Origin of the sequence: Klebsiella pneumoniae subsp. pneumoniae HS11286, assembly GCF_000240185.1 — a bacterium.
Taxonomy (GTDB): domain Bacteria; phylum Pseudomonadota; class Gammaproteobacteria; order Enterobacterales; family Enterobacteriaceae; genus Klebsiella; species Klebsiella pneumoniae.
In genome coordinates, this window is the sequence record NC_016845.1 from 735,060 (window position 1) to 760,457 (window position 25,398).

Consider the following 25,398-nt stretch of genomic DNA (forward strand, 5'->3'; position numbering starts at 1 on the left):
TAAAAGGAGATTAGCGATGTCGTCATTTGACTATTTAAAAAGCGCCATTAAGCAGAAAGGCTGTACCCTGCAGCAGGTGGCGGAAGCCAGCGGAATGACCAAGGGGTATCTTAGCCAGCTGCTGAATGCCAAAATCAAAAGCCCGAGCGCGCAGAAGCTTGAAGCGCTGCATCGTTTCCTCGGGCTGGAGTTTCCCCGCCGACAGAAAAGCGTCGGCGTGGTGTTTGGTAAGTTTTACCCGCTGCATACCGGGCATATCTACCTGATACAGCGCGCCTGTAGCCAGGTCGATGAGCTGCATATCATTATGGGCTATGACGATACCCGCGACCGCGAGCTGTTTGAAGAGAGCGCCATGTCGCAACAGCCGACGGTGCCTGACCGCCTGCGCTGGCTGCTGCAAACCTTTAAATATCAGAAGAATATTCGCATCCACGCCTTCAATGAAGAGGGGATGGAGCCCTATCCGCACGGCTGGGACGTCTGGAGCCATGGGATCCGCGCTTTTATGAGCGAAAAAGGGATCGAGCCGAACCGGATCTATACCTCGGAAGAGGCCGATGCGCCGCAGTACCTTGAGCATCTGGGGATCGAGACGGTGCTTATCGATCCTAAGCGGACCTTTATGAATATTAGCGGCGGGCAGATCCGCGAGAACCCGTTCCGCTACTGGGAATATATTCCGACGGAAGTGAAACCGTTCTTTGTGCGGACGGTGGCGATCCTCGGCGGCGAGTCGAGCGGTAAATCGACGCTGGTCAATAAACTCGCCAATATCTTCAATACCACCAGCGCCTGGGAATATGGCCGGGATTATGTTTTTTCGCATCTCGGCGGCGATGAGATGGCGCTCCAGTATTCGGATTACGATAAAATTGCCCTTGGGCATGCGCAGTATATTGATTTTGCGGTGAAATATGCCAACAAGGTGGCGTTCATCGATACCGACTTCGTCAGCACTCAGGCCTTCTGTCTGAAGTACGAGGGACGTGAGCACCCGTTTGTGCAGGCGCTGATTGATGAATACCGCTTCGACCTGGTGATCCTGCTGGAGAACAATACCCCGTGGGTGGCCGATGGACTGCGCAGTCTTGGAAGCTCGGTGGATCGTAAAGAGTTTCAGTCGTTGCTGGTATCGCTGCTGAAAGAGAACGAGATCGAATTCGTCCATGTGAAGGAGTCGGACTACGATGCCCGGTTCCTGCGCTGCGTCGAGCTGGTGAAACAGCTGATGGGCGAGCAGGGGTAGGTGCTCTGCGGGCTGTAGCCCTCACCCCAACCCTCTCCCAATGGGAGAGGGAGCAAACATTAAAAAAGGCAACTTGCGTTGCCTTTTTGCGTTTATTTCGCGATACGTTTGTACTTGATTCGCTTCGGCTCCAGCGCGTCGGCGCCGAGAGTGCGTTTCTTGTACTCTTCGTACTCGGTAAAGTTACCTTCGAAGAACTCAACCTTACCTTCATCCTGGTAATCCAGAATGTGGGTGGCAATACGGTCAAGGAACCAGCGGTCGTGCGAGATAACCATCGCGCAGCCCGGGAACTCCAGCAGGGCGTTTTCCAGCGCGCGCAGGGTTTCGATATCCAGGTCGTTGGTTGGTTCATCGAGCAGCAGGACGTTACCGCCGACCTGCAGCAGTTTCGCCAGGTGCAGACGACCACGTTCACCGCCGGACAGCTCGCCAACGCGTTTACCCTGGTCGACGCCTTTGAAGTTAAAGCGGCCCACGTAGGCGCGGCTCGGCATCTCGGTGTTGCCGATCTTCATGATATCCAGGCCGCCAGACACTTCTTCCCACACGGTCTTACTGTTGTCCATCGCGTCGCGGAACTGATCGACGGAAGCCAGCTTAACGGTTTCACCCAGGGTGATGGTGCCGGAATCAGGCTGTTCCTGGCCGGACATCATGCGGAAGAGGGTGGATTTACCCGCGCCGTTCGGACCGATGATGCCGACGATAGCGCCTTTCGGTACCGAGAAGCTCAGATCGTCAATCAGAACGCGGTCGCCGTAAGATTTGCGCAGATGGCTGACTTCCAGAACTTTATCGCCCAGACGCGGGCCTGGCGGAATGAACAGTTCGTTAGTCTCGTTACGTTTCTGATATTCAACGTTGTTAAGCTCTTCAAAGCGCGCCAGGCGGGCTTTGCCCTTAGACTGACGGCCTTTCGCGCCCTGGCGAACCCACTCGAGTTCTTTCTCGATAGATTTGCGGCGTGCGGCTTCCTGAGAAGCTTCCTGCGCCAGACGCTGGTCTTTCTGCTCCAGCCAGGAGGAGTAGTTGCCTTCCCACGGAATACCTTCGCCGCGGTCAAGCTCGAGGATCCAGCCGGCGACGTTATCAAGGAAGTAACGGTCGTGGGTAATCGCCACCACGGTGCCTTCGAAGTCGTGCAGGAAGCGTTCCAGCCAGGCGACGGACTCGGCGTCGAGGTGGTTGGTCGGTTCGTCGAGCAGCAGCATATCCGGTTTTTCCAGCAGCAGACGGCACAGCGCGACGCGGCGGCGTTCACCACCGGAAAGATTAGCGATTTTCGCATCCCAGTCCGGCAGGCGCAGGGCGTCGGCCGCGCGCTCCAGCTGGACGTTCAGGTTGTGGCCGTCGTGCGCCTGGATAATCTCTTCGAACTTGCCTTGCTGTGCGGCAAGCTTATCGAAGTCCGCATCCGGCTCGGCGTATTTGGCATAGACTTCGTCCAGCCCCTTCAGCGCGTTAACCACTTCGGCGACCGCTTCTTCCACGGACTCGCGCACGGTGTGCTCCGGGTTGAGCTGCGGCTCCTGCGGCAGGTAGCCGATTTTGATGCCGGGCTGCGGACGCGCTTCACCTTCGATCTCGGTGTCGATACCGGCCATGATGCGCAGCAGGGTAGATTTACCGGCGCCGTTCAGACCGAGCACACCGATTTTCGCGCCAGGGAAAAAGCTGAGGGAGATATTTTTCAAAATATGACGTTTCGGCGGAACCACTTTGCCGACACGATGCATGGTATAAACGAATTGAGCCACGTTGGACTTCGCCTCTTTCTATTTTGATAGATAGTTCAAAGCCGAAGTGTAGCCTTTTTCGCGCGCTAATCCCAGCGAGGCGACAGGATTCACAGAAGCGTAAAAAAATGTCCAGGACATGGCGCGTTTAGCGTTGTCTGATTAGCATAAGTAAAGCCGCCTGCCGAACCGGCAGGGGTTTTTAAGCGGCACGATGCTGCGAAAATGCACCGGAAAGAGGAAGAGCTTGTGGAAAAAGCCAAAAAAATGACGTGGCATCTTTTGGCTGCCAGCGTTGGTTTGTTGACGTTGAGTCAGCTGGCGCATGCGGATTCACTGGATGAACAGCGCAGCCGCTACGCACAAATTAAGCAGGCGTGGGATAACCGGCAGATGGATGTAGTCGACCAGCTGATGCCCACGTTAAGCACCTATCCCCTGTATCCCTATTTGCAGTACCGACAGATCACCGACGATCTGATGAACCAGCCGGCGCTGGTGGTGAAAAACTTTATTGACGCCAATCCGACGCTGCCCCCTGCGCGTTCATTACGTTCGCGCTTCGTGAATGAACTGGCCCGGCGCAGCGACTGGCGCGGCTTGCTGGCGTTTAGCCCGGATAAGCCGACCAGCACCGAGGCGCAGTGCAACTATTACTACGCCAAGCTGAGCGTGGGACAGTCGCAGGAGGCCTGGAGCGGGGCGAAAGAGCTGTGGCTGACGGGCAAGAATCAGCCCGGCGCCTGTGAACCGCTGTTCAGCGCCTGGCGCGACTCCGGTCAGCAGGATCCGCTGGCATATCTCGAACGGATCCGCCTGGCGATGAAGGCCGGCAATATCGGGCTGGTGAAATCGCTGGCCCAGCAAATGCCCGCCAACTACCAGAGCATCGCCAGCGCCGTGGTCGCCCTGGCTAACGATCCAAACAGCGTCCTCACCTTCGCCCGCACCACCGGGGCGACGGACTTTACCCGTCAGATGGCCGCCGTCGCCTTCGCCAGCGTCGCCCGCCAGGACGTGGAAAATGCCCGCCTGATGATCCCTTCGCTGGTACAGGCTCAGCAGCTCAATGAGGATCAGACCCAGGAACTGCGCGATATTGTCGCCTGGCGCCTGATGGGTAGCGATGTAACCGAAGAGCAGGCCATCTGGCGCGATGACGCAATCATGCGTTCGCAGTCCACGCCGCTGGTGGAGCGGCGGGTACGGATGGCGTTGGGGACGGGCGATCGCCATGGCCTCAACACCTGGCTGGCGCGCCTGCCGATGGAGGCGAAAGAGAAAGACGAATGGCGCTACTGGCAGGCGGATCTGCTGCTGGAGCGCGGCAGGGATGAGGAGGCGCAGGCGATCCTTCGCTCGTTGATGCAACAGCGAGGCTTCTACCCGATGGTCGCCGCGCAGCGTCTTGGCGAGGAGTATACCTTCCGCATCGATAAAGCCTCGGGCACCATCGATCCGGCGCTGGCCTCCGGGCCGGAGATGGCGCGGGTACGTGAGCTGATGTACTGGAATATGGATAACACCGCGCGCACCGAATGGGCCAACCTGGTCACTAGTCGCACCAAATCCCAGCAGGCGCAGCTGGCGCGCTATGCCTTCGATCAGCACTGGTGGGATCTGAGCGTGCAGGCGACGATCGCCGGTAAGCTGTGGGATCAGCTGGAAGAACGTTTCCCGCTGGCCTATAACGACCTGTTTGCCCGCTATGTTAGCGGCAAAGATATTCCGCAGAGCTACGCGATGGCGATTGCCCGTCAGGAGAGCGCCTGGAACCCGAAAGTGCGCTCGCCGGTCGGCGCCAGCGGACTGATGCAGATTATGCCGGGCACCGCGACGCATACCGTCAGTATGTTCAGCATTCCCGGCTACAGCGGCCCGTCGCAGCTGTTGGATCCGGAAACCAACATCAACATCGGCACCAGCTATCTGCAGTACGTTTATCAGCAGTTCGGCAATAACCGTATCTACGCCTCAGCGGCCTATAACGCCGGGCCGGGCCGGGTACGCAGCTGGCAGGGGAACAGCGCCGGACGGATCGACGCCGTGGCGTTTGTCGAGAGTATTCCGTTTTCGGAAACCCGCGGCTACGTGAAGAATGTCCTCTCCTATGACGCCTACTACCGCTACTTTATGGGGCAGCAGGATAAGATCCTCAGCGATGCGGAGTGGCGCCAGCGTTACTGATCGCCGGGAAGTATGTTATGCTTTGTACTCGTTGAAGAGTACATTCGACGGGCAGCGTAAGCTGCCCGTCTCAATATGGTGGCGCGATATGACCCAACAATCTCCCTATTCCGCGGCCGTTGCCGAACAACGTCATCAGGAGTGGCTGCGCTTTGTTGCCCTGCTTCAGCAGGCCTATGCTGAGGATCTGCATCTGCCGTTGCTGCAGCTGATGCTGACGCCCGACGAGCGCGAAGCCCTGGGTACCCGGGTGCGCATTATCGAAGAGTTGCTGCGCGGCGAGATGAGCCAGCGTGAGCTGAAAAATGAGCTCGGCGCCGGAATTGCGACCATTACCCGCGGGTCGAACAGCCTGAAATCGGCGCCGGTAGAGCTGCGCCAGTGGCTGGAGCAGACGCTGCTGGCTAGCGATAAATAGCGTTATGGAACGGGCTTAGCGCCAGCACGACCGCCTGGTGGTAAACGCTGCTGCGGGTTAATCTGCCGCCGGTGAAAACCCCAATCGCCCCCTCTTTACGACCGATCTGATCGATGCCGGTATACTGCGACATGACCGGGCCGAGGGCTTCGCCAGCGCGAACCTGCTCAAGAATAACGTCAGGCAACGGCAGCGTGGCTGAGCGCGCTTCTCCGCGCTGGCTGGCGCTTTCGATGACCACCCAGCTAAAGGTGCTGTCATCGTCGATACCGGCTTCGATGGCTACCCAGAAATCGGCATTTGGCTGGGCAAGGCGCGCATTGGCGACGCGATTTCGTGCGCCAGCGCGCGTTTCCTCGCTGCCGAAGGGCTGTTCCGGCACGCCGCTCTCGACGGCGACGGACTCAATGTGGCAGGATCCTTCGCCGAAAATCTCGTCAAAAGCCTGCAGAATTGCCTGAATTTTGGCGGGATTAGTGGTCGCTGAGACAACATGGTGCATAATCAAAACAACTCAGAATAAACTAACGTCATCGCAGTATACTCTAAATCACCCCGAGGGCAGGCGGTAATGCCCGAAAGCGGTTGATAACGAGTCCAGAACGGAAAAAAAGCATGTTACAAGTATACCTTGTTCGCCACGGTGAAACGCAGTGGAACGCCGAGCGACGTATTCAGGGTCAGTCCGACAGCCCGCTGACCGCCCATGGTGAGCGCCAGGCCTGGCAGGTGGGCGAGCGCGCCAGAACGCTGGGGATCACCCATATCATTACCAGCGATCTGGGGCGAACCCGCCGCACAGCAGAAATTATCGCCGAAGCCTGCGGCTGCAGCGTGATCGCCGATGCGCGCCTGCGCGAACTGGATATGGGGGTGCTGGAGAAGCGCCATATCGACTCGCTCAGCGAAGAAGAAGAAGGCTGGCGTCGCCAGCTGGTCAACGGCACACCGGACGGTCGTATTCCGCAGGGCGAATCGATGCAGGAGCTCAGCGAGCGTATGCATGCGGCGCTGGCATCCTGTCTGGAATTACCCGCCGGTAGCCGGCCGCTGCTGGTGAGTCATGGGATCGCGCTGGGCTGCCTGGTGAGCACGATATTAGGGCTGCCGGCGTACGCTGAGCGTCGTCTGCGGCTGCGCAACTGCTCTATTTCGCGCGTCGACTATCAGCAAAGCCCGTGGCTGGCTTCCGGCTGGGTGGTGGAAACGGCGGGCGACGTCTCGCATCTTGACGCCCCCGCAATGGACGAGCTGCAGCGTTAACGGCGGATCGGGATCAGATACTCGCAGCGCAACTGAATCGGCGTGGCCTGATCCCGGCTTTCATCTTCAGGGTAGAAGCGTTCAATATCCAGCCCCTTGCGACGCGTCAGGTTCAGCATCGGCATGCAGGTGCCGTAGACGGTCAGGATGAATTCCTGCAGACCGGTACCCAGCCCTTCATACGTAAACATGACATACTCGCCGCCCTCCAGGGTCACTGGATGGGCATGCTGCAGGTGGCCGTTAGCCATCTCCGGCGTCAGCGCGGTGGTATAGAATACTTCCTGCTCATCGTCTTTTTCCAGGCTCGGACGCGGCTCATGCAGCCCGTAGAGCACCGGGGGGATTGACGGTGAGTTGCCGAGGAAGTCTCGCCAGAACTGGACCCGCATCTGGTTACGAAAATCGGAGATTTCCTCGAGCTTACAGGTATAGCTCTGGGTCACGCCAAGCAGCTGAGTAGGGGGCAGAGTGATAAACTCATGTTTCGGCAGGGTAAATTCGCCAAGACGCAGCGGCGGGCGCATACCGAACGAGCTCCAGTCCGGCGAGCGGCGGTAGAGCGCCGGCGTCAGCGAGAATTGTTTCTTAAACGCTCGGGTGAAGGTCTGCTGGGAGTCGAAACGGTACTGCAGCGCAATATCAAGGATTGGACGGGCGGTCAGGCGTAATGCGACAGCAGATTTCGACAAGCGGCGCGCGCGAATATAGGCACCGATGGCATGGCCGGTGACATCCTTAAACATTCGCTGCAAATGCCACTTGGAATAACCTGCCTTCGCCGCCACATTATCCAGAGAAAGCGGCTGATCCAGGTGACCTTCCAGCCAGCTAAGGAGATCGCGAATAATCCCTGCTTGATCCATAAAATGTCCCCATCCTTAAACACAGGTGCCTGATATTAAAGTAGCGGATAATAGCATTTTTTGATGTTTTAGCATTCAGTGTTTTTTTTGCTTTTAAATGCGGTAGGTCAGGGGATTTGAACGATAATTTTGTAAAGCTGTGATCTATAAACCTTTTCTGCTAAGTGCGTGATAATCACTCAGCTATATTTTTTAATAATGGTAACAATATGAAATACAAGAAGTTTGCGATGGGGCTGCTCCTGCTGGCCGGTAGCCAGCTGGCTCAGGCGGAGCAGATTGGTTCCGTGGATACGGTCTTCAAATGGTTAGGGCCGGATCACAAAATCGTCGTCGAAGCCTTTGACGATCCGGATGTACAGAACGTGACCTGCTATATCAGCCGGGCGAAAACCGGTGGCATCAAAGGCGGGCTGGGGCTGGCGGAAGATACCTCTGACGCGGCGATTTCCTGCCAGCAGGTCGGGCCGATTGAGCTAACGGACAAAATCAAAAACGGTAAAAGCCAGGGCGACGTGGTGTTCCAGAAGCGCACCTCGCTGGTGTTTAAAAAACTGCAGGTCGTGCGTTTCTATGATGCGAAGCGCAATGCGCTGGTCTATCTGACCTACTCGGATAAAGTGGTTGATGGCTCGCCGAAGAACGCCATCAGCGCCGTGCCGATCATGCCATGGAATAAATAAACGGGAGTGCGCATGCAGCAGCCACGGATTTGGTTAGTTGAGGATGAACAGAGTATCGCTGATACCCTGGTTTACATGCTGCAGCAGGAGGGCTTCCAGGTCAGCGTCTTTGGCCGCGGTTTGCCCGCGCTGGAGGCGGCGGCGCATCAGGCGCCAGATGTCGCCATCCTCGACGTCGGCTTGCCGGATATCAGCGGCTTCGAGCTCTGTCGGCGTCTGCTGACGCGTTATCCGGCGCTGCCGGTGCTGTTTTTGACGGCGCGTAGCGACGAGGTCGATAAGCTGCTGGGGCTGGAAATCGGCGCTGACGATTATATCGCCAAGCCGTTTTCACCACGCGAAGTCTGCGCGCGGGTGCGAACCGTGCTGCGGCGGCTGCAGAAGTTTGCCGCGCCATCGCCGGTGGTACGCGTCGGCGAGTTTGTGCTCGATGAGCAGGCGGCGGCGATCAGCTGGTTCGGCCAGCCGCTGAATCTGACGCGCTACGAATTTCTGCTGTTGAAAACCCTGCTTCACGCGCCCGGTCGCGTCTTCTCCCGTCAGCAGCTGATGGAGCTGGTGTGGATCGATGCCTGGGAAAGCCTCGACCGTACCGTCGATACCCATATCAAAACCCTGCGCGCTAAGCTGCGGGCTGTGAATCCTGAAAAGGCGCCAATCAATACCCATCGCGGTATGGGCTACAGCCTGGGGCGCGGCTGATGCGCATCGGCATGCGCCTGCTGCTGGGCTATTTTCTTATCGTCGCGATCGCCGCGTGGTTTGTGCTGTCGATCTTTGTCCAGGAAGTGAAGCCGGGCGTGCGCCGGGCGACAGAGGGGACCCTCAATGATACCGCTACCCTGTTGGCGGCGCTGGCGCGTGAGGATCTGCTGGCGGCAAACCCGCAGCAGGGCAGGCTGGCGCAGGCCTTTCACCAGCTCAACCAGCAGCCGCTCAACGCCAATATTGGCGGAATTAAAAAGGTACGTAATGAGTACCGCGTCTATCTGACCGATGCCCGGGGCAAGGTGGTGTTTGACTCCAGCGGGCAGGCGACAGGGCAGGACTATTCGCGCTGGAACGATGTCTGGCTCACCCTGCGCGGCCAGTACGGCGCGCGCAGTACGCGCAGCGATCCGCATGATGAAGCCAGCTCGGTGATGTATATCGCCGCGCCGGTGATGGATAAGGGGCGGATTATCGGCGTGCTGAGCGTCGGTAAACCCAACCTGGCGATGACGCCGGTCATTAAGCGCAGCGAGCGGCGGATCCTCTGGGCCGGCGGCGCCCTGCTGGGCATTGCGCTGTTGATTGGCGGCGGCGTCGTCTGGTGGATCAATTTCTCTATCGGCAAGCTGGTGCGCTATGCGGACTCGGTGACCGCTGAGCGCCCGCTGCCGCTGCCGGAGGTTGGCAGCAGCGAATTGCGCAAGCTGGCCCAGGCTCTGGAGAGCATGCGGGTAAAGCTCGAAGGTAAGAATGCCATCGAAAACTATGTCTATGACCTGACCCATGAACTGAAAAGCCCGCTGGCGGCCATCCGCGGCGCGGCGGAGATCCTGCGCGAAGGGCCGCCGCCTGAGGTAGCGGCGCGGTTTACTGATAATATCCTCGCGCAAAACACCCGGATGCAACTGCTGGTGGAGCGGCTGCTCCAGCAGGCGAGACTGGAAAGCCGGCTGGAGATAAAGCAGCATCCGGTGTCGATAGATGCGCTATACCAACGGCTGACGGAGGAGCGCAACATCGCTCTGGCGGCGAAAGCTATCACCCTGCGCTGGCGGGAGAGTGGGATGCTGGTCAATGGCGATGGCGAGCTGCTGGCCCAGGCGCTGGGTAATCTGCTCGACAACGCGATTGACTTTACCCCCCAGGGCGGTGAGATCGCCCTGGCTGCGGAGAAGCGAAATGAAGAGGTGCAATTGAGCGTTATCGACAACGGGTGCGGTATTCCGGACTATGCCCTGGAACGAATCTTTGAGCGATTCTATTCGCTGCCGCGCGAAGACGGCCATAAGAGCAGCGGCCTTGGGCTGGCGTTCGTTCGTGAAGTCGCGCGCCTGCATCACGGCGATATCAATCTGCACAATCGGCCCGAAGGCGGCGTGGTCGCCACGCTGCGACTTCACCGTCCCTTCACATAGCTTCAAATTCTCCCCACACAGCCGTCCTATTGTGAGGCCATCACGATAGGGAGAAAGGCTATGTTGAAATCACCGTTATTCTGGAAAATCACCACGTTAATAGGCTGTATTGTGCTGCTATCTTTGCCGTTAATGATGGTCAGGGAGCTTATTAATGAGCGAGCGGATTATCGTAACGAAGTGGTGGACGCCATTGAGCAAAGCACCAGCGGCTCGCAAAAACTCGCCGGACCGCTGATCGCTATTCCGATAACCGAGACCCTGACCCGCATGGAGAACCAAAAAGAGGTCAACTATCAGCGGAGCTGGGTGTATTACTGGCTGCCGGAGTCGCTGGCGGTCGCCGGCAAGCAGACCGTGGAGTCGAGGAGGGTGGGTATCTACAGCGGCCAGGTCTGGCATAACGTCTTGCAGATTAAGGCCTCGTTTGATCCGCTGCGTCTGGCGGCGCTGAGAAAAACGAATATCGTCTTAGGCCAGCCGCGGCTGGTGGTGAGCGTCGGCGATGCCCGCGGCATTGGCGCCATCCATGCCCCGGAGGTCAACGGTAACGTATTAAGCGTGGAGCCGGGGCTGGGGATAAGCGGCGATGGCGCAGGTATTCATATGCCAATGCCTGCGCTGGCGGAGGACAACAAGCCGCTTGAGATTGCCTTTTCACTCGATCTGAACGGGACGGGTGAGTTTTCACTGGTGCCGCTCGGGCGTAACAGCGAGCTGCAGCTGACCAGTAACTGGCCGCATCCCGGTTTTCTCGGCAGCTTCCTGCCAACGCAACGGGAAGTGAGTGCTGCCGGCTATCGCGCCCACTGGCAAAGCAGCTGGTTCGCCAACGATATGGGGAGCTATTTCAAGGATGATATGGAGATCCCGTGGTCGCGACTGCCGGCGTTCAGTGCCGATGTGATGTCCCTTGCCGACCAGTACCAGCTAACCGATCGGGCGACAAAATATGCCATCCTGTTAATCGGGCTGACCTTTATGGCTTTTTTCGTGTTCGAGAGCCTGACCCGTCGCCCCCTGCATCCGATGCAATATCTGCTGGTGGGCTTATCGCTGGTGCTGTTTTACCTGGTGCTGCTGGCGCTCTCAGAGCACATTGGTTTTACCGCCGCCTGGCTGGCGGCCAGCCTGTCTGGCGCGGTGATGAATGGGATCTACCTTCAGGCGGTGCTCAGAGGATGGCGTAACAGCCTGCTGTTTGTCGCCGCGCTACTGCTGCTGGATGGCGTGATGTGGTTTCTGTTGCATTCTGAGGATAGCGCGCTGCTGCTGGGTACCGGGGTGCTGGCGCTGGCGCTGAGCGTTCTGATGTTTTTGACCCGTCGCGTGGACTGGTATGCGTTATCGCTGCCGAAAGGCACAGTGCCTCCGACACCGGCTGCCGATGACGATAAGCTGCGTCTCTGGAAAGAGTGACGGCATAAAAAACGGCGCCCCTGGGGCGCCGTTTTCGCATCATGGCTGCGGAATAAATCGTATTATTCCTGCAGATCGCCACAGAAACGGTAGCCTTCACCGTGAATGGTAGCGATGATTTCCGGGGTATCCGGAGTGGATTCGAAGTGTTTACGAATCCGACGAATGGTCACGTCAACGGTACGGTCATGCGGCTTCAGCTCGCGACCGGTCATTTTCTTCAGCAGTTCGGCACGAGACTGAATTTTGCCCGGGTTTTCGCAGAAGTGCAGCATCGCGCGGAATTCACTGCGCGGCAGCTTGTACTGTTCGCCGTTCGGGCTAACCAGGGAACGGCTGTTGATATCGAGTTCCCAGCCGTTGAACTTGTAGCTTTCCACGCTGCGACGCTCTTCGCTCACGGTACCGAGGTTCATGGTACGGGAGAGCAGGTTGCGCGCGCGGATAGTCAGTTCACGCGGGTTAAACGGTTTAGTGATATAGTCGTCAGCGCCGATTTCGAGGCCAAGGATCTTATCCACTTCGTTGTCGCGGCCGGTTAAGAACATCAGCGCGACGTCTGCCTGCTCGCGCAGCTCGCGCGCCAGCAGAAGACCATTTTTACCCGGCAGGTTGATATCCATGATCACCAGGTTGATATCATTTTCAGACAGGATCTGATGCATTTCCGCGCCATCGGTCGCTTCGAATACATCGTAACCTTCTGCTTCGAAAATACTTTTTAACGTGTTGCGTGTTACCAACTCGTCTTCAACGATAAGAATGTGCGGGGTCTGCATGTTTGCTACCTAAATTGCCAACTAAATCGAAACAGGAAGTACCAAAGTCCCTGACCTGCCTGCTGCATGTCGCAAATTAACATGCGCGGCGTAACATGACTAAAGTACGTAATTGCGTTCTTGATGCACTTTCCATCAACGTCAACAACATCATTAGCTTGGTCGTGGGTACTTTCCCTCTGGACCCGACGGTGTCAAAAACGGCTGACATCCTAACCATTTTAACAGCAACATAACAGGCTAAGAGAGGCCGAACACCCAATAAAACTACGCTTCGTTGACATATATCAAGTTCAATTGTAGCACGTTAACAGTCTTGTGAAATCATTGCATCGCCATGCTCTTTATAGTCACAATCTTTACCAGGCTCAACTAGTTGCGTGGATAAATTAATAAATACAGTGAATCCAAAGCCTGAAACGATGCATCAGATGAAATTGCATTGCCCATCATATGGATAAATGGGTTCTGTTAACATACTCCTTGTCACGGCCTCCTGAGAACAGTTTAGATTTTTTTATGGGTAAGAAAACGCAATTTTAGTGATTTTTGTTGCAAATTTGTAAATTTTCACCGCGTAAAATGGGGGGCGCTGCGCCTCGATAACGCCTGAGAGAGAGAAAGAAACCGCAATGCGTTTAACGATTATTTTAGTCGGTCCTGCCCGGGCCGAGAACGTCGGCGCTGCCGCCAGGGCGATGAAAACCATGGGATTTCGCGAACTACGGATCGTCGATAGCGAAGCCCACCTGGCGCCGCCGGCACGCTGGGTGGCGCATGGCTCAGGCGACATCCTCGATGGTATCACCACCTATCCCACCCTTGCCGAGGCGCTGCATGACGTTGATTTTACCGTCGCCACCACCGCCCGCAGCCGCGCGCGTTTTCACTATTACGCCACGCCGCAGCAGCTGTTGCCGCTGCTGGAGGAGAAGGCGCAGTGGATGAACCATACTGCCCTGGTATTTGGTCGTGAGGACGCCGGATTGACCAATGAGGAGCTGGCGCTGGCTGATGTGTTGACCGGTGTGCCGATGGCTGCGGATTATCCGTCGCTGAATCTCGGCCAGTCGGTGATGGTCTACTGTTATCAATTAGCATCGCTAATGCAACAAACGGCGCCCGCCGCCGCTGCGGCAGACCATCATCAGCTGCAGGCCTTACGTACTCGTACCCTGGCGTTACTTTCGCGTTTGGGCGTTGAGGATGATGCCAAACTGGCCGACTGGTTGTCGCAACGGCTGGGCCTGCTGCAGCAGCGCGACACGGCAATGTTGCATCGTTTGCTGCATGATATTGAAAAAAACCTGCCAGAATAAAACTCTGCCATATTTTTTATTTATGGATGTGTACGCTGTTCTATGAGCTGGTTTTCCGCTGATCTGGATGTTTTTTCTCACGGCAGCGGGAAAATACGTAAGCCTGCTGAAATGGGGCAAATTGAGAAATTCATTGACTTAAGACGGCAGATACTTTAACCAATATAGGCAGGACATACAGACAGATAAAAATACAGAGTACACAACATCCATGAATCGCATCGGCATGATTACCACCATTATCACCACCACCATTACCACAGGTAACGGTGCGGGCTGACGCGTACAGGAAACACAGAAAAAAGCCCGCACCTGAACAGTGCGGGCTTTTTTTTGACAAGAGATCAAGGGGTAAGAACCATGCGAGTGTTGAAGTTCGGCGGTACATCAGTGGCAAATGCGGAACGGTTTCTGCGGGTTGCCGATATTCTGGAGAGTAATGCCAGGCAGGGGCAGGTAGCGACGGTCCTGTCTGCCCCGGCGAAGATCACTAACCACCTGGTAGCGATGATTGAAAAGACCATTGGCGGCCAGGATGCCCTCCCCAATATTGCCGACGCCGAACGCATTTTTGCCGAACTTCTTCAGGGCCTTGCCGACGCCCAGCCCGCTTTCCCGCTTGCCCAGTTAAAAGCCTTCGTGGAGCAGGAATTTGCTCAGATTAAGCATGTTCTGCACGGCATCAGCCTGCTGGGTCAGTGCCCGGACAGCGTCAATGCCGCGCTGATCTGCCGCGGCGAAAAGCTCTCCATCGCCATCATGGCGGGTCTGCTGGAAGCCCGTGGACATAAAGTCAGTGTCATTAACCCGGTCGAAAAACTGCTCGCCGTGGGTCACTATCTGGAATCCACCGTCGATATCGCCGAATCCACCCGCCGCATTGCCGCCAGCCAGATCCCGGCAGACCATATGATCCTGATGGCCGGGTTTACCGCCGGCAATGAGAAAGGCGAGCTGGTGGTGCTGGGACGTAACGGCTCCGACTACTCGGCTGCGGTACTGGCCGCCTGCCTGCGCGCTGACTGCTGCGAAATCTGGACCGATGTCGACGGAGTGTACACCTGCGATCCGCGTCAGGTGCCGGATGCGCGCCTGCTGAAATCGATGTCTTATCAGGAGGCGATGGAGCTCTCCTACTTTGGCGCGAAAGTGCTGCACCCGCGCACCATCGCCCCTATCGCCCAGTTCCAAATCCCATGCCTGATTAAAAATACCGGCAACCCACAGGCGCCGGGAACGCTTATCGGCGCCAGCCGCGACGAGGACGATTTGCCGGTGAAAGGCATCTCTAACCTCAACAACATGGCGATGTTCAACGTCTCCGGGCCGGGGATGAAAGGGATGGTCGGCATGGCGGCCCGCGTCTTCGCCACCATGTCCCGCGCCGGCATCTCGGTGGTGTTGATCACTCAATCTTCTTCGGAGTACAGCATCAGTTTCTGCGTGCCGCAGAGCGACTGCGCACGTGCCAAACGGGCGATGGAAGATGAGTTTTATCTGGAGCTGAAAGAGGGGCTGCTGGAGCCGCTGGCGATTATGGAGCGTCTGGCGATCATCTCCGTGGTGGGCGACGGAATGCGTACCCTGCGCGGTATCTCGGCGAAATTCTTTGCGGCACTGGCCCGCGCCAATATCAATATCGTGGCGATTGCCCAGGGCTCTTCCGAGCGCTCAATTTCGGTAGTGGTCAGCAATGACGACGCCACCACCGGCGTGCGCGTGACCCATCAGATGCTGTTCAACACCGACCAGGTGATTGAAGTGTTTGTCATCGGCGTCGGCGGCGTCGGCGGCGCGCTGCTAGAGCAGATCAAGCGCCAGCAGGGGTGGCTGAAGAACAAACATATCGATCTGCGCGTCTGCGGTGTAGCCAATTCTCAGGCGCTGCTGACCAGCGTGCATGGCCTGAATCTGGAAAACTGGAGTGCGGAACTGGCGGAGGCGAAAGAGCCGTTTAATCTTGGCCGCCTGATCCGCCTGGTGAAAGAGTACCACCTGCTCAATCCGGTGATCGTCGACTGTACCTCCAGCCAGGCGGTCGCCGATCAGTATGCCGACTTCCTGCGCGAAGGTTTCCATGTGGTGACGCCGAACAAAAAGGCCAATACCTCTTCGCTGGATTACTATCACCAGCTGCGCCATGCGGCCAGCAGCTCGCGGCGTAAGTTCCTCTATGACACTAACGTTGGCGCGGGCCTGCCGGTGATTGAGAACCTGCAGAACCTGCTCAACGCCGGCGATGAGCTGCGCCATTTCTCCGGGATCCTGTCCGGCTCCCTGTCGTTTATCTTCGGCAAGCTGGACGAGGGGGTGAGTTTCTCCGCGGCGACGGCGATGGCCCGTGAGATGGGGTATACCGAGCCGGATCCGCGCGACGATTTATCCGGGGTGGATGTGGCGCGTAAACTGCTGATTCTGGCCCGCGAGACCGGGCGTGAACTGGAGCTGGCGGACATTATCGTCGAGTCGGCGCTGCCGCCGGACTTCGACGCCAGCGGCGATGTCGAGACCTTTATGGCCCGCCTGCCGTCGCTGGATGATGGTTTTGCCTCGCGGGTTGCTAAGGCGCGCGATGAAGGTAAAGTCTTGCGCTACGTCGGTAACATCGAAGAGGATGGTACCTGCCGGGTAAAAATAGCCGCGGTTGACGGCAACGATCCGCTGTTCAAAGTTAAGAATGGTGAGAACGCGCTGGCTTTTTATAGCCATTATTATCAGCCATTGCCGCTGGTGCTGCGCGGCTATGGCGCCGGGAACGACGTCACGGCGGCCGGCGTATTCGCCGACCTGCTGCGCACCCTGTCCTGGAAGTTAGGAGTTTAAGATGGTCAAAGTATATGCCCCGGCTTCCAGTGCCAATATGAGCGTCGGGTTTGATGTGTTGGGCGCGGCGGTCACGCCGGTCGATGGCACGCTGCTTGGCGACAACGTCACTGTCGAAGCGGCGGAGCAATTTAGCCTGCAGAATCTTGGACGCTTCGCCAGCAAACTGCCGACGGCGCCGCAGGAGAACATTGTTTACCAGTGCTGGGAAAGCTTTTGCCGGGAGATCGGCAAGACGGTGCCGGTGGCGATGACGCTGGAAAAAAACATGCCGATTGGCTCCGGGCTGGGTTCCAGCGCCTGCTCGGTGGTCGCTGCGCTGGTGGCCATGAACGAGTTCTGCGGCAAGCCGCTGAACGAGACGCGCATGCTGGCGCTGATGGGAGAGATGGAAGGGCGTATCTCCGGCAGCATTCACTACGACAACGTGGCGCCGTGCTATCTTGGCGGCATGCAGTTGATGATCGAAGAGAATGGGATTATCAGTCAGCAGGTGCCCGGGTTTGATGAGTGGCTGTGGGTGCTGGCCTATCCGGGGATTAAAGTCTCTACTGCTGAAGCGCGGGCGATTCTGCCGGCGCAGTATCGCCGCCAGGATTGTATCGCCCATGGTCGCCACCTCGCGGGCTTTATTCACGCCTGCTACACCCGCCAGCCGCAGCTGGCGGCAAAATTGATGAAAGATGTGATTGCCGAACCGTACCGAACCAAACTGCTGCCGGGCTTTAGCGAAGCGCGTCAGGCGGCCATGGAGATGGGCGCCCAGGCTTGCGGCATCTCCGGCTCTGGCCCAACGCTGTTCGCGTTGTGTGATAAACCGGATACCGCACAGCGCGTCGCCGACTGGCTTGGCGCGCACTATCTGCAGAATCAGGAAGGCTTTGTTCATATTTGCCGGCTGGACACGGCGGGCGCACGCGTAGTGGGATAACCAATGAAACTGTATAACTTAAAAGATCATAACGAGCAGGTCAGCTTTGCGCAGGCCGTCACCCAGGGACTTGGCAAGCATCAGGGCCTGTTCTTTCCGCACGATCTGCCGGAATTCAGCCTGACTGAAATCGACGACATGCTGGCGCAGGACTTTGTCACCCGTAGCGCCAAAATTTTATCCGCCTTTATCGGCGATGAGATCCCGCAGGATGTCCTGCAGCAGCGGGTGCGCGCGGCGTTTGCGTTTCCGGCGCCGGTAAGCAAGGTTCAGGAAGATGTCGGCTGTCTGGAGCTGTTCCATGGCCCTACGCTGGCGTTCAAGGATTTCGGCGGCCGCTTTATGGCGCAGATGCTGACCCACATCGCAGGCGATAAGCCGGTCACCATCCTCACCGCGACCTCTGGCGACACCGGGGCGGCGGTGGCGCATGCTTTCTACGGCCTGCCGAACGTCAAGGTAGTGATCCTCTATCCGCGCGGCAAGATCAGTCCGCTGCAGGAGAAGCTGTTCTGTACCCTCGGCGGCAATATTGAAACCGTGGCGATTGATGGCGACTTTGATGCCTGCCAGGCGCTGGTGAAGCAGGCGTTTGACGATGAAGAGCTGAAGGCGACGCTGGGTCTCAACTCGGCTAACTCCATCAACATCAGCCGCCTGCTGGCGCAGATCTGTTACTACTTCGAAGCGGCGGCGCAGCTGCCGCAGGAAGCCCGCAATCAGCTGGTGATTTCCGTGCCGAGCGGCAACTTCGGCGATCTGACCGCCGGTCTGCTGGCCAAGTCGCTGGGGCTGCCGATCAAGCGCTTTATCGCCGCCACCAACGCCAACGACACCGTTCCGCGCTATCTGCAGGGCGGCGAGTGGGCGCCAAAAGCCACCCAGGCGACGCTGTCCAACGCCATGGACGTCAGCCAGCCGAACAACTGGCCGCGCGTTGAAGAGCTGTTCCGCCGTAAAATCTGGCGTCTCAGCGAGCTGGGCTATGCCGCGGTCGATGATGAGACCACCAAAGCAGCGATGCGCGAGCTGAAGGCCATCGGCTACATCTCTGAACCGCATGCGGCGATTGCCTGGCGCGCGCTGCGCGATCAGCTGCAGCCGGGAGAGTACGGCCTGTTCCTCGGCACCGCCCATCCGGCGAAGTTCAAAGAGAGCGTGGAGGAGATCCTGCAGGAGACTCTGCCGCTGCCGAAGGAGCTGGCCGACCGCGCCGACCTGCCGCTGCTGTCTCACAACCTGCCGGCGGATTTCGCCGCGCTGCGTAAGCTGATGATGGGCTAAGCCAGGCAATAATATCGGCAACATGATCGACCAAACCGGGCAGCTATTGCCCGGTTTTTATATTTAACGCACTTTTTCCATATCAGCAAAATTTCTCTCCATAAAATTCCCCACACTGTTTTATTGTCAGCGCACTGCTTTTATTGCAAACTCTTTTACGGATTGTCATCTTTGCCGGATAATTCCACTGGATTATCTTTTTTATTTATTATTTCATGCTGCTTATATTTATGCTGCTGATTTTATTATGAAGCAGCTATAGATATCATTTGTTATAGATGCATTGTTAATGCACAAGGTTTTCAAGGAGGAAACATGCGTATTTTATCTCTTTTTTTGGTGGTGTTCGCTTTAACAGGCTGCTCCGGGACAACGATTGGCGGTAATGAAGATAAATTAACGCCAGCCTATCTGAAACAACATCTCATTGTCGGAAAAACCACCAAGGCCGAGGTTCGTCAGTATTTTGGTGCCCCGGATTCTGGTCATACGACGGTGACGGCGTCGGGTAAAGAGAGCTGGTATTATTCAGTAGATAAAGGGATCAACCTGGTCAGCCTCGCGGGTTCCATGATCCCGGTAACCGGGGCATCGCAAGCTGCCGATGCGGTCGATAAGTCCAGCCAAAAAGATTCGAACTCGCTGATGATTTTCTTCGATGAAAAAGGCGTGGTGGAAAACTGGGTGCGTTAAAATAAGTAATAATCTGCTTAATTATATTGAAAAGGGGAATAATTCCCCTTTTTTATTACCGTAACGTGTTACTGCTCGTGGCGTTTAAACACCAGTTCGCCTTTCTCTGAGGCATCCGCATCAAAGAAATAGCCTTCGCTATTAAAGGCTTTGAGCTGCTCCGGCTGGGTTAAGCGGTTTTCAATAATGTAGCGACTCATCAGGCCGCGGGCTTTCTTCGCATAAAAACTGATCACTTTGAATTTGCCGTTCTTCTCATCGAGGAATACCGGCTTGATCAGCTGACCCTGCAATTTTGGCGTTTTCACCGATTTAAAATATTCATCGGAAGCCAGGTTGATGACGATATCGTCGCCCTGGTCGCGCAGCGCCTGATTCAGCTTCTCGGTAATGGTATCCCCCCAGAACTGGTACAGATCTTTGCCGCGCGGATTTTCCAGACGGATCCCCATCTCCAGGCGGTAGGGCTGCATCAGGTCTAACGGGCGCAGCACGCCATACAGCCCGGAGAGCATGCGCAGATGCTGCTGGGCGAAGTCAAAGTCGTCCTCGGTGAGTGTCTCTGCCTGCAGGCCAGTGTAGACATCGCCTTTAAAGGCGAGGATCGCCTGGCGGGCATTTTGCGGCGTAAAGTCAGGGTGCCAGTCGTGGAAGCGGGTGGCGTTTAGATCCGCCAGCTTGTCACTAATGCTCATCAGCTTGCCGATTTGCGGTGCGCTCAGCTTACGGGCGATGCCGATAAGCTGCTGAGAATACTCGAGGAGTTCGGGCTGGGTATAGCGAGTCGTTGCCAGCGGGCTTTGATAATCGAGCGTTTTAGCAGGTGAAATCAGAATCAGCATATCCAGTCCTTGCAGGTAATTTCGACGAATTCTAACAAAAAAAGTGCATGGTGGGATCGATAGCTGCAATTGCCGCGCTATTCGCGCGGCAATTCATTCCAGGCGCCCGGGGCCAGCTGTTGGTCAATATCCGGGTAACGAGTGGCATCGAAAGTCGGCTGGATACCCAGCCGCCGCTGACGCAGATAATCGCTGGCGATAATCCGCACCGTCGGGGAGAGCAGCAGAATGGCCGTCAGGTTGGTCATCGCCATCAGCGCCATGATGATATCCGCGCTCTGCCAGACGACAGGCAGGCTAACCATGGTCCCCAACAGCACCATCAGGACGGTGAGTATTCGCAGCCCCCAGATATAGCGCGGCTTATCCAGGCGCAGGAAGACCAGATTATTTTCCGCGTACACGTAATTGGCTACGATAGAGCTAAAGGCGAACAGCAGCACGATGAGGGCGATAAAACCCGCTCCCCAGCCGCCGACCAGCACGCTCATCGCGTGTTGCAAGTCCTGAATACCGTTGAGCGTATATTCATTGTCGGGCCGCGGCGCCAGCATGACGATAATCGCGCTTGCGGTACAGATCACAATAGTATCGATAAACACGCCAATCATCTGCACGATCCCCTGCGCCGCCGGGTGCGGCGGCCAGGAGGCGGCGGCCGCGGCGGCGTTAGGCGAAGAGCCCATCCCTGCTTCATTGGAGAACATGCCGCGCTGGAAGCCGCTGGTCAGCGCCTGGCTGATGGTGTAGCCCACCGCGCCGGCGGCGGCCTCCTGCCAGCCGAAGGCGCAGCGAAAGATGGTGGCGAAAATCGTCGGCAGGGCGGTGATGTGCCACAGGCCGATGAGCAGGCTGGTGGCGATCCACAACAGCGCCATAAAGGGAACGATCCATTGCATCAGACGCGCCACGCCGCGTAAACCACGGAGGATCGCCAGCAAAACGACAACGGCCAGCACGCCGCCGCTGACCGCCGCCGGCAGATCGAACGCATAGCGCAAGGCATGGGCCACGGAGTTAGCCTGCACGGTATTGAAGATAAAACCATAGGCCAGCAGGAGGAGGATCGAAAACAGGACGCCCATCCAACGCATGCCGAGCCCGCGCGCCATGTACCAGGCCGGGCCGCCGCGAAACTGTCCGCGGCTATCGCGTTCTTTATACAGCTGAGCAAGGGAACATTCAGCAAAGCTGCTGGCCATGCCGAGCAGGGCGGAAACCCACATCCAGAATACGGCGCCGGGCCCACCGGCGGCGATCGCCAGCGTCACCCCGGCAAGATTGCCGCTGCCGACCCGGGCGGCAAGGCTGGTACAGAGCGCCTGAAAGGACGTTAAACCACCCGGCTGCGGGTGCAGGCTTTTTTTTAGACTGCGGCCGAATTTGCGCACGTAACGAAACTGAATACCCCGGGTTTGCCAGCTAAACCAGATACCGGCGCCCAGTAGCAGATAAATCATCACTGAGCCCCAGAGTATTTCATTGATAAATGAGAGAAAATCAGGCATTAAACATCCTCTTGTCCATGCCGGCACGCCAGTGTAAGCGTTACCAATTAAGTGACAATCCTTTCGCTTTCAGCAAATTAATCTGCATAGTTTATCACACTCTGCGCTCTTCTCTCGACGGCGGTTGCGCTGACCCGGCAGCGTGTTATCATCTGGGCAGACCGGTTACATCCCCTTAACTGCTGTTTAAGAGAAATATATCATGACGGATAAATTAACTTCTCTGCGTCAGTACACCACTGTCGTCGCTGACACCGGAGATATTGCGGCAATGAAGCTGTATCAGCCTCAGGATGCCACCACTAACCCTTCCCTGATTCTCGGCGCGGCTCAGATCCCTGAGTACCGTAAGCTGATTGACGACGCTGTCGCCTGGGCTCGTAGCCAGAGCAGCGATCGCGCGCAGCAGATCCTCGATGCTTCCGATAAGCTGGCGGTGAACATCGGTCTCGAAATTCTGAAACTGATCCCGGGCCGTATCTCCACCGAAGTGGACGCACGTCTCTCCTATGACACCGAAGCGTCTATCGCGAAAGCCAAGCGCATCATCAAGCTGTACAACGACGCGGGCATCAGCAACGATCGCATTCTGATCAAACTGGCCTCCACCTGGCAGGGCATTCGCGCCGCTGAACAGCTGGAAAAAGAAGGCATTAACTGTAACCTGACGCTGCTGTTCTCCTTCGCTCAGGCTCGCGCTTGCGCCGAAGCGGGCGTCTTCCTGATTTCGCCGTTCGTTGGCCGTATCCTCGACTGGTACAAAGCCAACACCGACAAGAAAGAGTACGCACCGGCAGAAGATCCGGGCGTGGTTTCCGTCAGCGAAATCTACGAGTATTACAAGCAGCACGGCTATGAAACCGTCGTGATGGGCGCAAGCTTCCGTAACGTTGGCGAAATTCTGGAACTGGCTGGCTGTGACCGCCTGACCATCGCCCCGGCGCTGCTGAAAGAGCTGTCCGAAAGCGAAGGCGCCGTTGAGCGTAAGCTGGTATATACCGGTGAAGTGAAAGCGCGTCCGGAGCGTATTACCGAATCTGAGTTCCTGTGGCAGCATAACCAGGATCCGATGGCGGTAGACAAACTGGCGGAAGGTATCCGTAAGTTTGCGATCGACCAGGAAAAACTGGAAAAAATGATCGACGAACTGCTGTAATCGCGCAGGTGGCCGACGCCCGTCGGCCACATTACACTGTCTGTCCCGCCTCCGGCAGTGTATCATTTCGTTTAACGCCACAGTTTGAACGGAATAACCATGAATACCTTACGAATCGGCTTAGTTTCCATTTCCGATCGCGCCTCCAGCGGCGTCTATCAGGATAAAGGCATCCCGGCACTGGAAGAGTGGCTGGCACGTGCCCTGACCACCCCTTTCGAGCTGCAAACCCGTCTGATTCCGGATGAGCAGGCCATCATTGAGCAAACGCTGTGCGAACTGGTTGACGAAATGGGGTGCCATCTGGTGCTGACCACCGGCGGAACCGGCCCTGCGCGTCGCGATGTGACGCCCGACGCAACGCTGGCGATCGCCGATCGCGAGATGCCGGGCTTCGGCGAGCAAATGCGCCAGGTTAGCCTACACTTTGTGCCGACGGCTATCCTTTCCCGGCAGGTCGGTGTGATCCGCAAGCAGGCGCTGATCCTCAACCTTCCCGGGCAACCGAAAGCAATTCAGGAGACTCTGGAAGGGGTGAAAGATGCTGACGGCAACGTGCTGGTGCACGGTATTTTCGCAAGTGTACCTTATTGTGTACAGTTGCTTGAAGGGCCTTATGTGGAAACCGATGGCCGTGTAGTAGAAGCTTTTCGTCCCAAGAGTGCCAGACGCGAAACTTTATCCTGAATTTGATGCATTTTTGATATAACCTGCATCGCTAATGGTGTGCCGTTTTATTTACGATATAGTGCTGTTTACTTTACACACTATAAAACACGCTGCACACCTCAGGATGAAATTGCGTTATGTCATATGTAAACCGACCGCTCAACCGCCAGGATTATAAAACGCTGACGCTGGCCGCCCTGGGCGGCGCGCTGGAGTTTTATGACTTTATCATTTTCGTTTTCTTCGCCGCCGTCGTCGGCGAGCTCTTCTTCCCTGCGGATATTCCCGAATGGCTGCGCCAGGTGCAAACTTTTGGCATTTTCGCCGCCGGTTACCTGGCGCGTCCGCTGGGGGGCATCATCATGGCCCACTTTGGCGATCTGGTGGGGCGCAAGAAAATGTTCACCCTCAGCATCCTGCTGATGGCGCTACCAACCCTGGCGATCGGTCTGCTACCGACCTATAGCTCGGTAGGTATCATCGCCCCGCTGCTATTGCTGCTGATGCGTATTCTGCAGGGAGCGGCGATCGGCGGTGAAGTTCCAGGCGCCTGGGTGTTTGTCGCTGAGCATGTCCCGGAAAAACGCATTGGTATCGCCTGCGGCACGCTGACGGCCGGCCTGACGGTTGGCATTCTGCTGGGGTCGGTGGTGGCCACGCTTATCAATACCAGTCTGACGCCGCAGGGGATCCACGACGGCGGCTGGCGGATCCCCTTCCTGCTGGGCGGCGTATTTGGTCTGATAGCGATGTATCTGCGCCGCTGGCTGCAGGAGACGCCGATTTTTCTTGAGATGCAGCAGCGCAAAGCGCTGGCGCAGGAGCTGCCGGTAAAAGCGGTGGCGCTCAAGCACCAGAAGGCGGTGGTGATCTCTATGCTGCTGACCTGGCTGCTGTCGGCTGGCGTGGTGGTGGTGATCCTGATGTCGCCGGTCTGGCTGCAGAAGCACTATGGTTTTGCGCCGGCCATTACCCTGCAGGCCAACAGCATCGCCACCATTATGTTGTGCATCGGCTGTCTGCTCGCCGGGCTGGCGGCGGACCGCTTCGGCGCCAGCCGCACTTTTATCGTCGGCAGCCTGCTGCTGGCGGTTGCCAGCTGGGCATTTTACCATCTTGCCGGCGCCAGCCCGCAGCGGCTGTTTCTGCTCTACGGTACGGTGGGGCTGTGCGTCGGCGTGGTGGGGGCGGTGCCCTATGTGATGGTGCGGGCCTTCCCGGCGGAAGTACGCTTCACCGGCATCTCTTTCTCCTACAACCTGTCGTACGCGATCTTTGGCGGCCTGACGCCGATTGCGGTCACCATGCTGATGGGGGTGTCGCCGATGGCGCCGGCCTGGTATGTGCTGGCCCTGTCGCTGATGGGGCTGGGATTAGGTATCTGGCTGCGTCAGGAGCTGACGGCGCCGACGGGGATGCCGGAAGGGGAGCTGCAGCGTTAACG

At 57.2% G+C, this 25,398-nt stretch carries 23 protein-coding genes; 17 read left to right on the forward strand and 6 right to left on the reverse strand.

The genetic code is table 11. From position 1 onward, the window contains the following. The first annotated feature begins 16 nt into the window (after positions 1 to 16). A complete protein-coding gene (locus KPHS_06980; protein ID YP_005224998.1) occupies positions 17 to 1,249 on the forward strand; it encodes a nicotinamide-nucleotide adenylyltransferase in 1,233 nt (410 codons plus the stop codon). Between the two features lie 92 nt (positions 1,250 to 1,341). Here the strand turns inward: KPHS_06980 and KPHS_06990 are convergent, their stop codons facing one another. Continuing rightward, entirely contained in the window at positions 1,342 to 3,009 is a 1,668-nt protein-coding gene (locus KPHS_06990; protein ID YP_005224999.1) for an ATPase, read from the reverse strand. Positions 3,010 to 3,237: 228 nt separating this feature from the next. Here KPHS_06990 and KPHS_07000 point away from each other — a divergent pair, with 228 nt between their 5' ends. Continuing rightward, positions 3,238 to 5,175, forward strand: a complete 1,938-nt coding sequence (locus tag KPHS_07000) for a soluble lytic murein transglycosylase (RefSeq protein ID YP_005225000.1) — start codon at positions 3,238 to 3,240, stop codon at positions 5,173 to 5,175. Positions 5,176 to 5,263: 88 nt separating this feature from the next. Beyond that, on the forward strand, positions 5,264 to 5,593 hold the full coding sequence (locus KPHS_07010) for a Trp operon repressor (protein YP_005225001.1): 330 nt from the start codon (positions 5,264 to 5,266) through the stop codon (positions 5,591 to 5,593). Here the strand turns inward: KPHS_07010 and KPHS_07020 are convergent. Then, entirely contained in the window at positions 5,580 to 6,095 is a 516-nt protein-coding gene (locus KPHS_07020; RefSeq protein ID YP_005225002.1) for a thiamin metabolism associated protein, read from the reverse strand. The genes KPHS_07010 and KPHS_07020 overlap by 14 nt on opposite strands. 113 nt (positions 6,096 to 6,208) lie before the next feature. On the opposite strand from KPHS_07020, the gene KPHS_07030 reads away from it, so the two are divergent. After that, positions 6,209 to 6,856: a phosphoglycerate mutase gene (locus KPHS_07030; protein YP_005225003.1), complete on the forward strand. Its 648-nt coding sequence runs from the start codon at positions 6,209 to 6,211 to the stop codon at positions 6,854 to 6,856. On the opposite strand, the gene KPHS_07040 is transcribed toward KPHS_07030, so the two are convergent. Beyond that, the gene (locus KPHS_07040; protein YP_005225004.1) at positions 6,853 to 7,722 is read right to left on the reverse strand and encodes a right origin-binding protein; all 870 of its coding nucleotides are present in this window, start codon (positions 7,720 to 7,722) and stop codon (positions 6,853 to 6,855) included. The two genes, KPHS_07030 and KPHS_07040, sit on opposite strands and share 4 nt — an antisense overlap. A gap of 209 nt (positions 7,723 to 7,931) precedes the next feature. On the opposite strand from KPHS_07040, the gene KPHS_07050 reads away from it, so the two are divergent. The 4 genes from KPHS_07050 to KPHS_07080 are packed head-to-tail and all read left to right on the forward strand — an operon-like array spanning position 7,932 to position 11,950. Next, a complete protein-coding gene (locus tag KPHS_07050; protein YP_005225005.1) occupies positions 7,932 to 8,405 on the forward strand; it encodes a protein CreA in 474 nt (157 codons plus the stop codon). A gap of 12 nt (positions 8,406 to 8,417) precedes the next feature. Further along, positions 8,418 to 9,107 (forward strand): DNA-binding response regulator CreB, encoded by a 690-nt coding sequence (locus tag KPHS_07060; protein YP_005225006.1) that lies wholly within the window; start codon positions 8,418 to 8,420, stop codon positions 9,105 to 9,107. Further along, positions 9,107 to 10,531 carry a catabolite repression sensor kinase gene (locus tag KPHS_07070; RefSeq protein ID YP_005225007.1) on the forward strand — a complete coding sequence of 475 codons (1,425 nt, stop codon included), beginning with the start codon at positions 9,107 to 9,109 and terminating at the stop codon, positions 10,529 to 10,531. Before KPHS_07060 ends, KPHS_07070 begins: the two co-directional genes overlap by 1 nt. A 60-nt stretch (positions 10,532 to 10,591) precedes the next feature. Further along, on the forward strand, positions 10,592 to 11,950 hold the full coding sequence (locus KPHS_07080; RefSeq protein YP_005225008.1) for a cell envelope integrity protein CreD: 1,359 nt from the start codon (positions 10,592 to 10,594) through the stop codon (positions 11,948 to 11,950). Between the two features lie 62 nt (positions 11,951 to 12,012). Here KPHS_07080 and KPHS_07090 read toward each other — a convergent pair whose 3' ends face one another. Further along, entirely contained in the window at positions 12,013 to 12,729 is a 717-nt protein-coding gene (locus tag KPHS_07090; protein YP_005225009.1) for a two-component response regulator, read from the reverse strand. Between the two features lie 632 nt (positions 12,730 to 13,361). Between KPHS_07090 and KPHS_07100 the strand changes: the two genes are divergently transcribed. The 6 genes from KPHS_07100 (at position 13,362) to KPHS_07150 (ending at position 19,779) form a co-directional block, all read left to right on the forward strand. Further along, the gene (locus tag KPHS_07100; protein ID YP_005225010.1) at positions 13,362 to 14,048 is read left to right on the forward strand and encodes a putative RNA methyltransferase; all 687 of its coding nucleotides are present in this window, start codon (positions 13,362 to 13,364) and stop codon (positions 14,046 to 14,048) included. A gap of 42 nt (positions 14,049 to 14,090) precedes the next feature. Next, the gene (locus KPHS_07110) at positions 14,091 to 14,207 is read left to right on the forward strand and encodes a hypothetical protein (protein YP_005225011.1); all 117 of its coding nucleotides are present in this window, start codon (positions 14,091 to 14,093) and stop codon (positions 14,205 to 14,207) included. A 201-nt stretch (positions 14,208 to 14,408) separates the two neighbouring features. Then, the gene (locus tag KPHS_07120; protein YP_005225012.1) at positions 14,409 to 16,871 is read left to right on the forward strand and encodes a bifunctional aspartokinase I/homoserine dehydrogenase I; all 2,463 of its coding nucleotides are present in this window, start codon (positions 14,409 to 14,411) and stop codon (positions 16,869 to 16,871) included. A 1-nt stretch (position 16,872) separates the two neighbouring features. Next, positions 16,873 to 17,802, forward strand: coding sequence for a homoserine kinase (locus KPHS_07130; protein YP_005225013.1), 930 nt, complete (start codon positions 16,873 to 16,875; stop codon positions 17,800 to 17,802). A gap of 3 nt (positions 17,803 to 17,805) precedes the next feature. Continuing rightward, the gene (locus KPHS_07140; RefSeq protein ID YP_005225014.1) at positions 17,806 to 19,086 is read left to right on the forward strand and encodes a threonine synthase; all 1,281 of its coding nucleotides are present in this window, start codon (positions 17,806 to 17,808) and stop codon (positions 19,084 to 19,086) included. A gap of 315 nt (positions 19,087 to 19,401) precedes the next feature. Further along, complete coding sequence (locus KPHS_07150; RefSeq protein YP_005225015.1) at positions 19,402 to 19,779, forward strand: hypothetical protein; 378 nt, start codon at positions 19,402 to 19,404, stop codon at positions 19,777 to 19,779. A gap of 68 nt (positions 19,780 to 19,847) precedes the next feature. Here KPHS_07150 and KPHS_07160 read toward each other — a convergent pair whose 3' ends face one another. Both KPHS_07160 and KPHS_07170 read right to left on the reverse strand, forming a co-directional pair. Then, positions 19,848 to 20,621: a peroxide stress protein YaaA gene (locus tag KPHS_07160; RefSeq protein ID YP_005225016.1), complete on the reverse strand. Its 774-nt coding sequence runs from the start codon at positions 20,619 to 20,621 to the stop codon at positions 19,848 to 19,850. A 77-nt stretch (positions 20,622 to 20,698) separates the two neighbouring features. Further along, on the reverse strand, positions 20,699 to 22,129 hold the full coding sequence (locus tag KPHS_07170) for an inner membrane transport protein (protein ID YP_005225017.1): 1,431 nt from the start codon (positions 22,127 to 22,129) through the stop codon (positions 20,699 to 20,701). A gap of 202 nt (positions 22,130 to 22,331) precedes the next feature. Between KPHS_07170 and KPHS_07180 the strand changes: the two genes are divergently transcribed. From KPHS_07180 to KPHS_07200, 3 genes are all read left to right on the forward strand, one after another. Next, on the forward strand, positions 22,332 to 23,285 hold the full coding sequence (locus KPHS_07180; RefSeq protein YP_005225018.1) for a transaldolase B: 954 nt from the start codon (positions 22,332 to 22,334) through the stop codon (positions 23,283 to 23,285). A gap of 99 nt (positions 23,286 to 23,384) precedes the next feature. Beyond that, the gene (locus tag KPHS_07190) at positions 23,385 to 23,972 is read left to right on the forward strand and encodes a molybdenum cofactor biosynthesis protein (protein YP_005225019.1); all 588 of its coding nucleotides are present in this window, start codon (positions 23,385 to 23,387) and stop codon (positions 23,970 to 23,972) included. 119 nt (positions 23,973 to 24,091) lie between these two features. Beyond that, the gene (locus KPHS_07200) at positions 24,092 to 25,396 is read left to right on the forward strand and encodes a low-affinity transport system, proline permease II (RefSeq protein ID YP_005225020.1); all 1,305 of its coding nucleotides are present in this window, start codon (positions 24,092 to 24,094) and stop codon (positions 25,394 to 25,396) included. Positions 25,397 to 25,398: the final 2 nt, after the last annotated feature.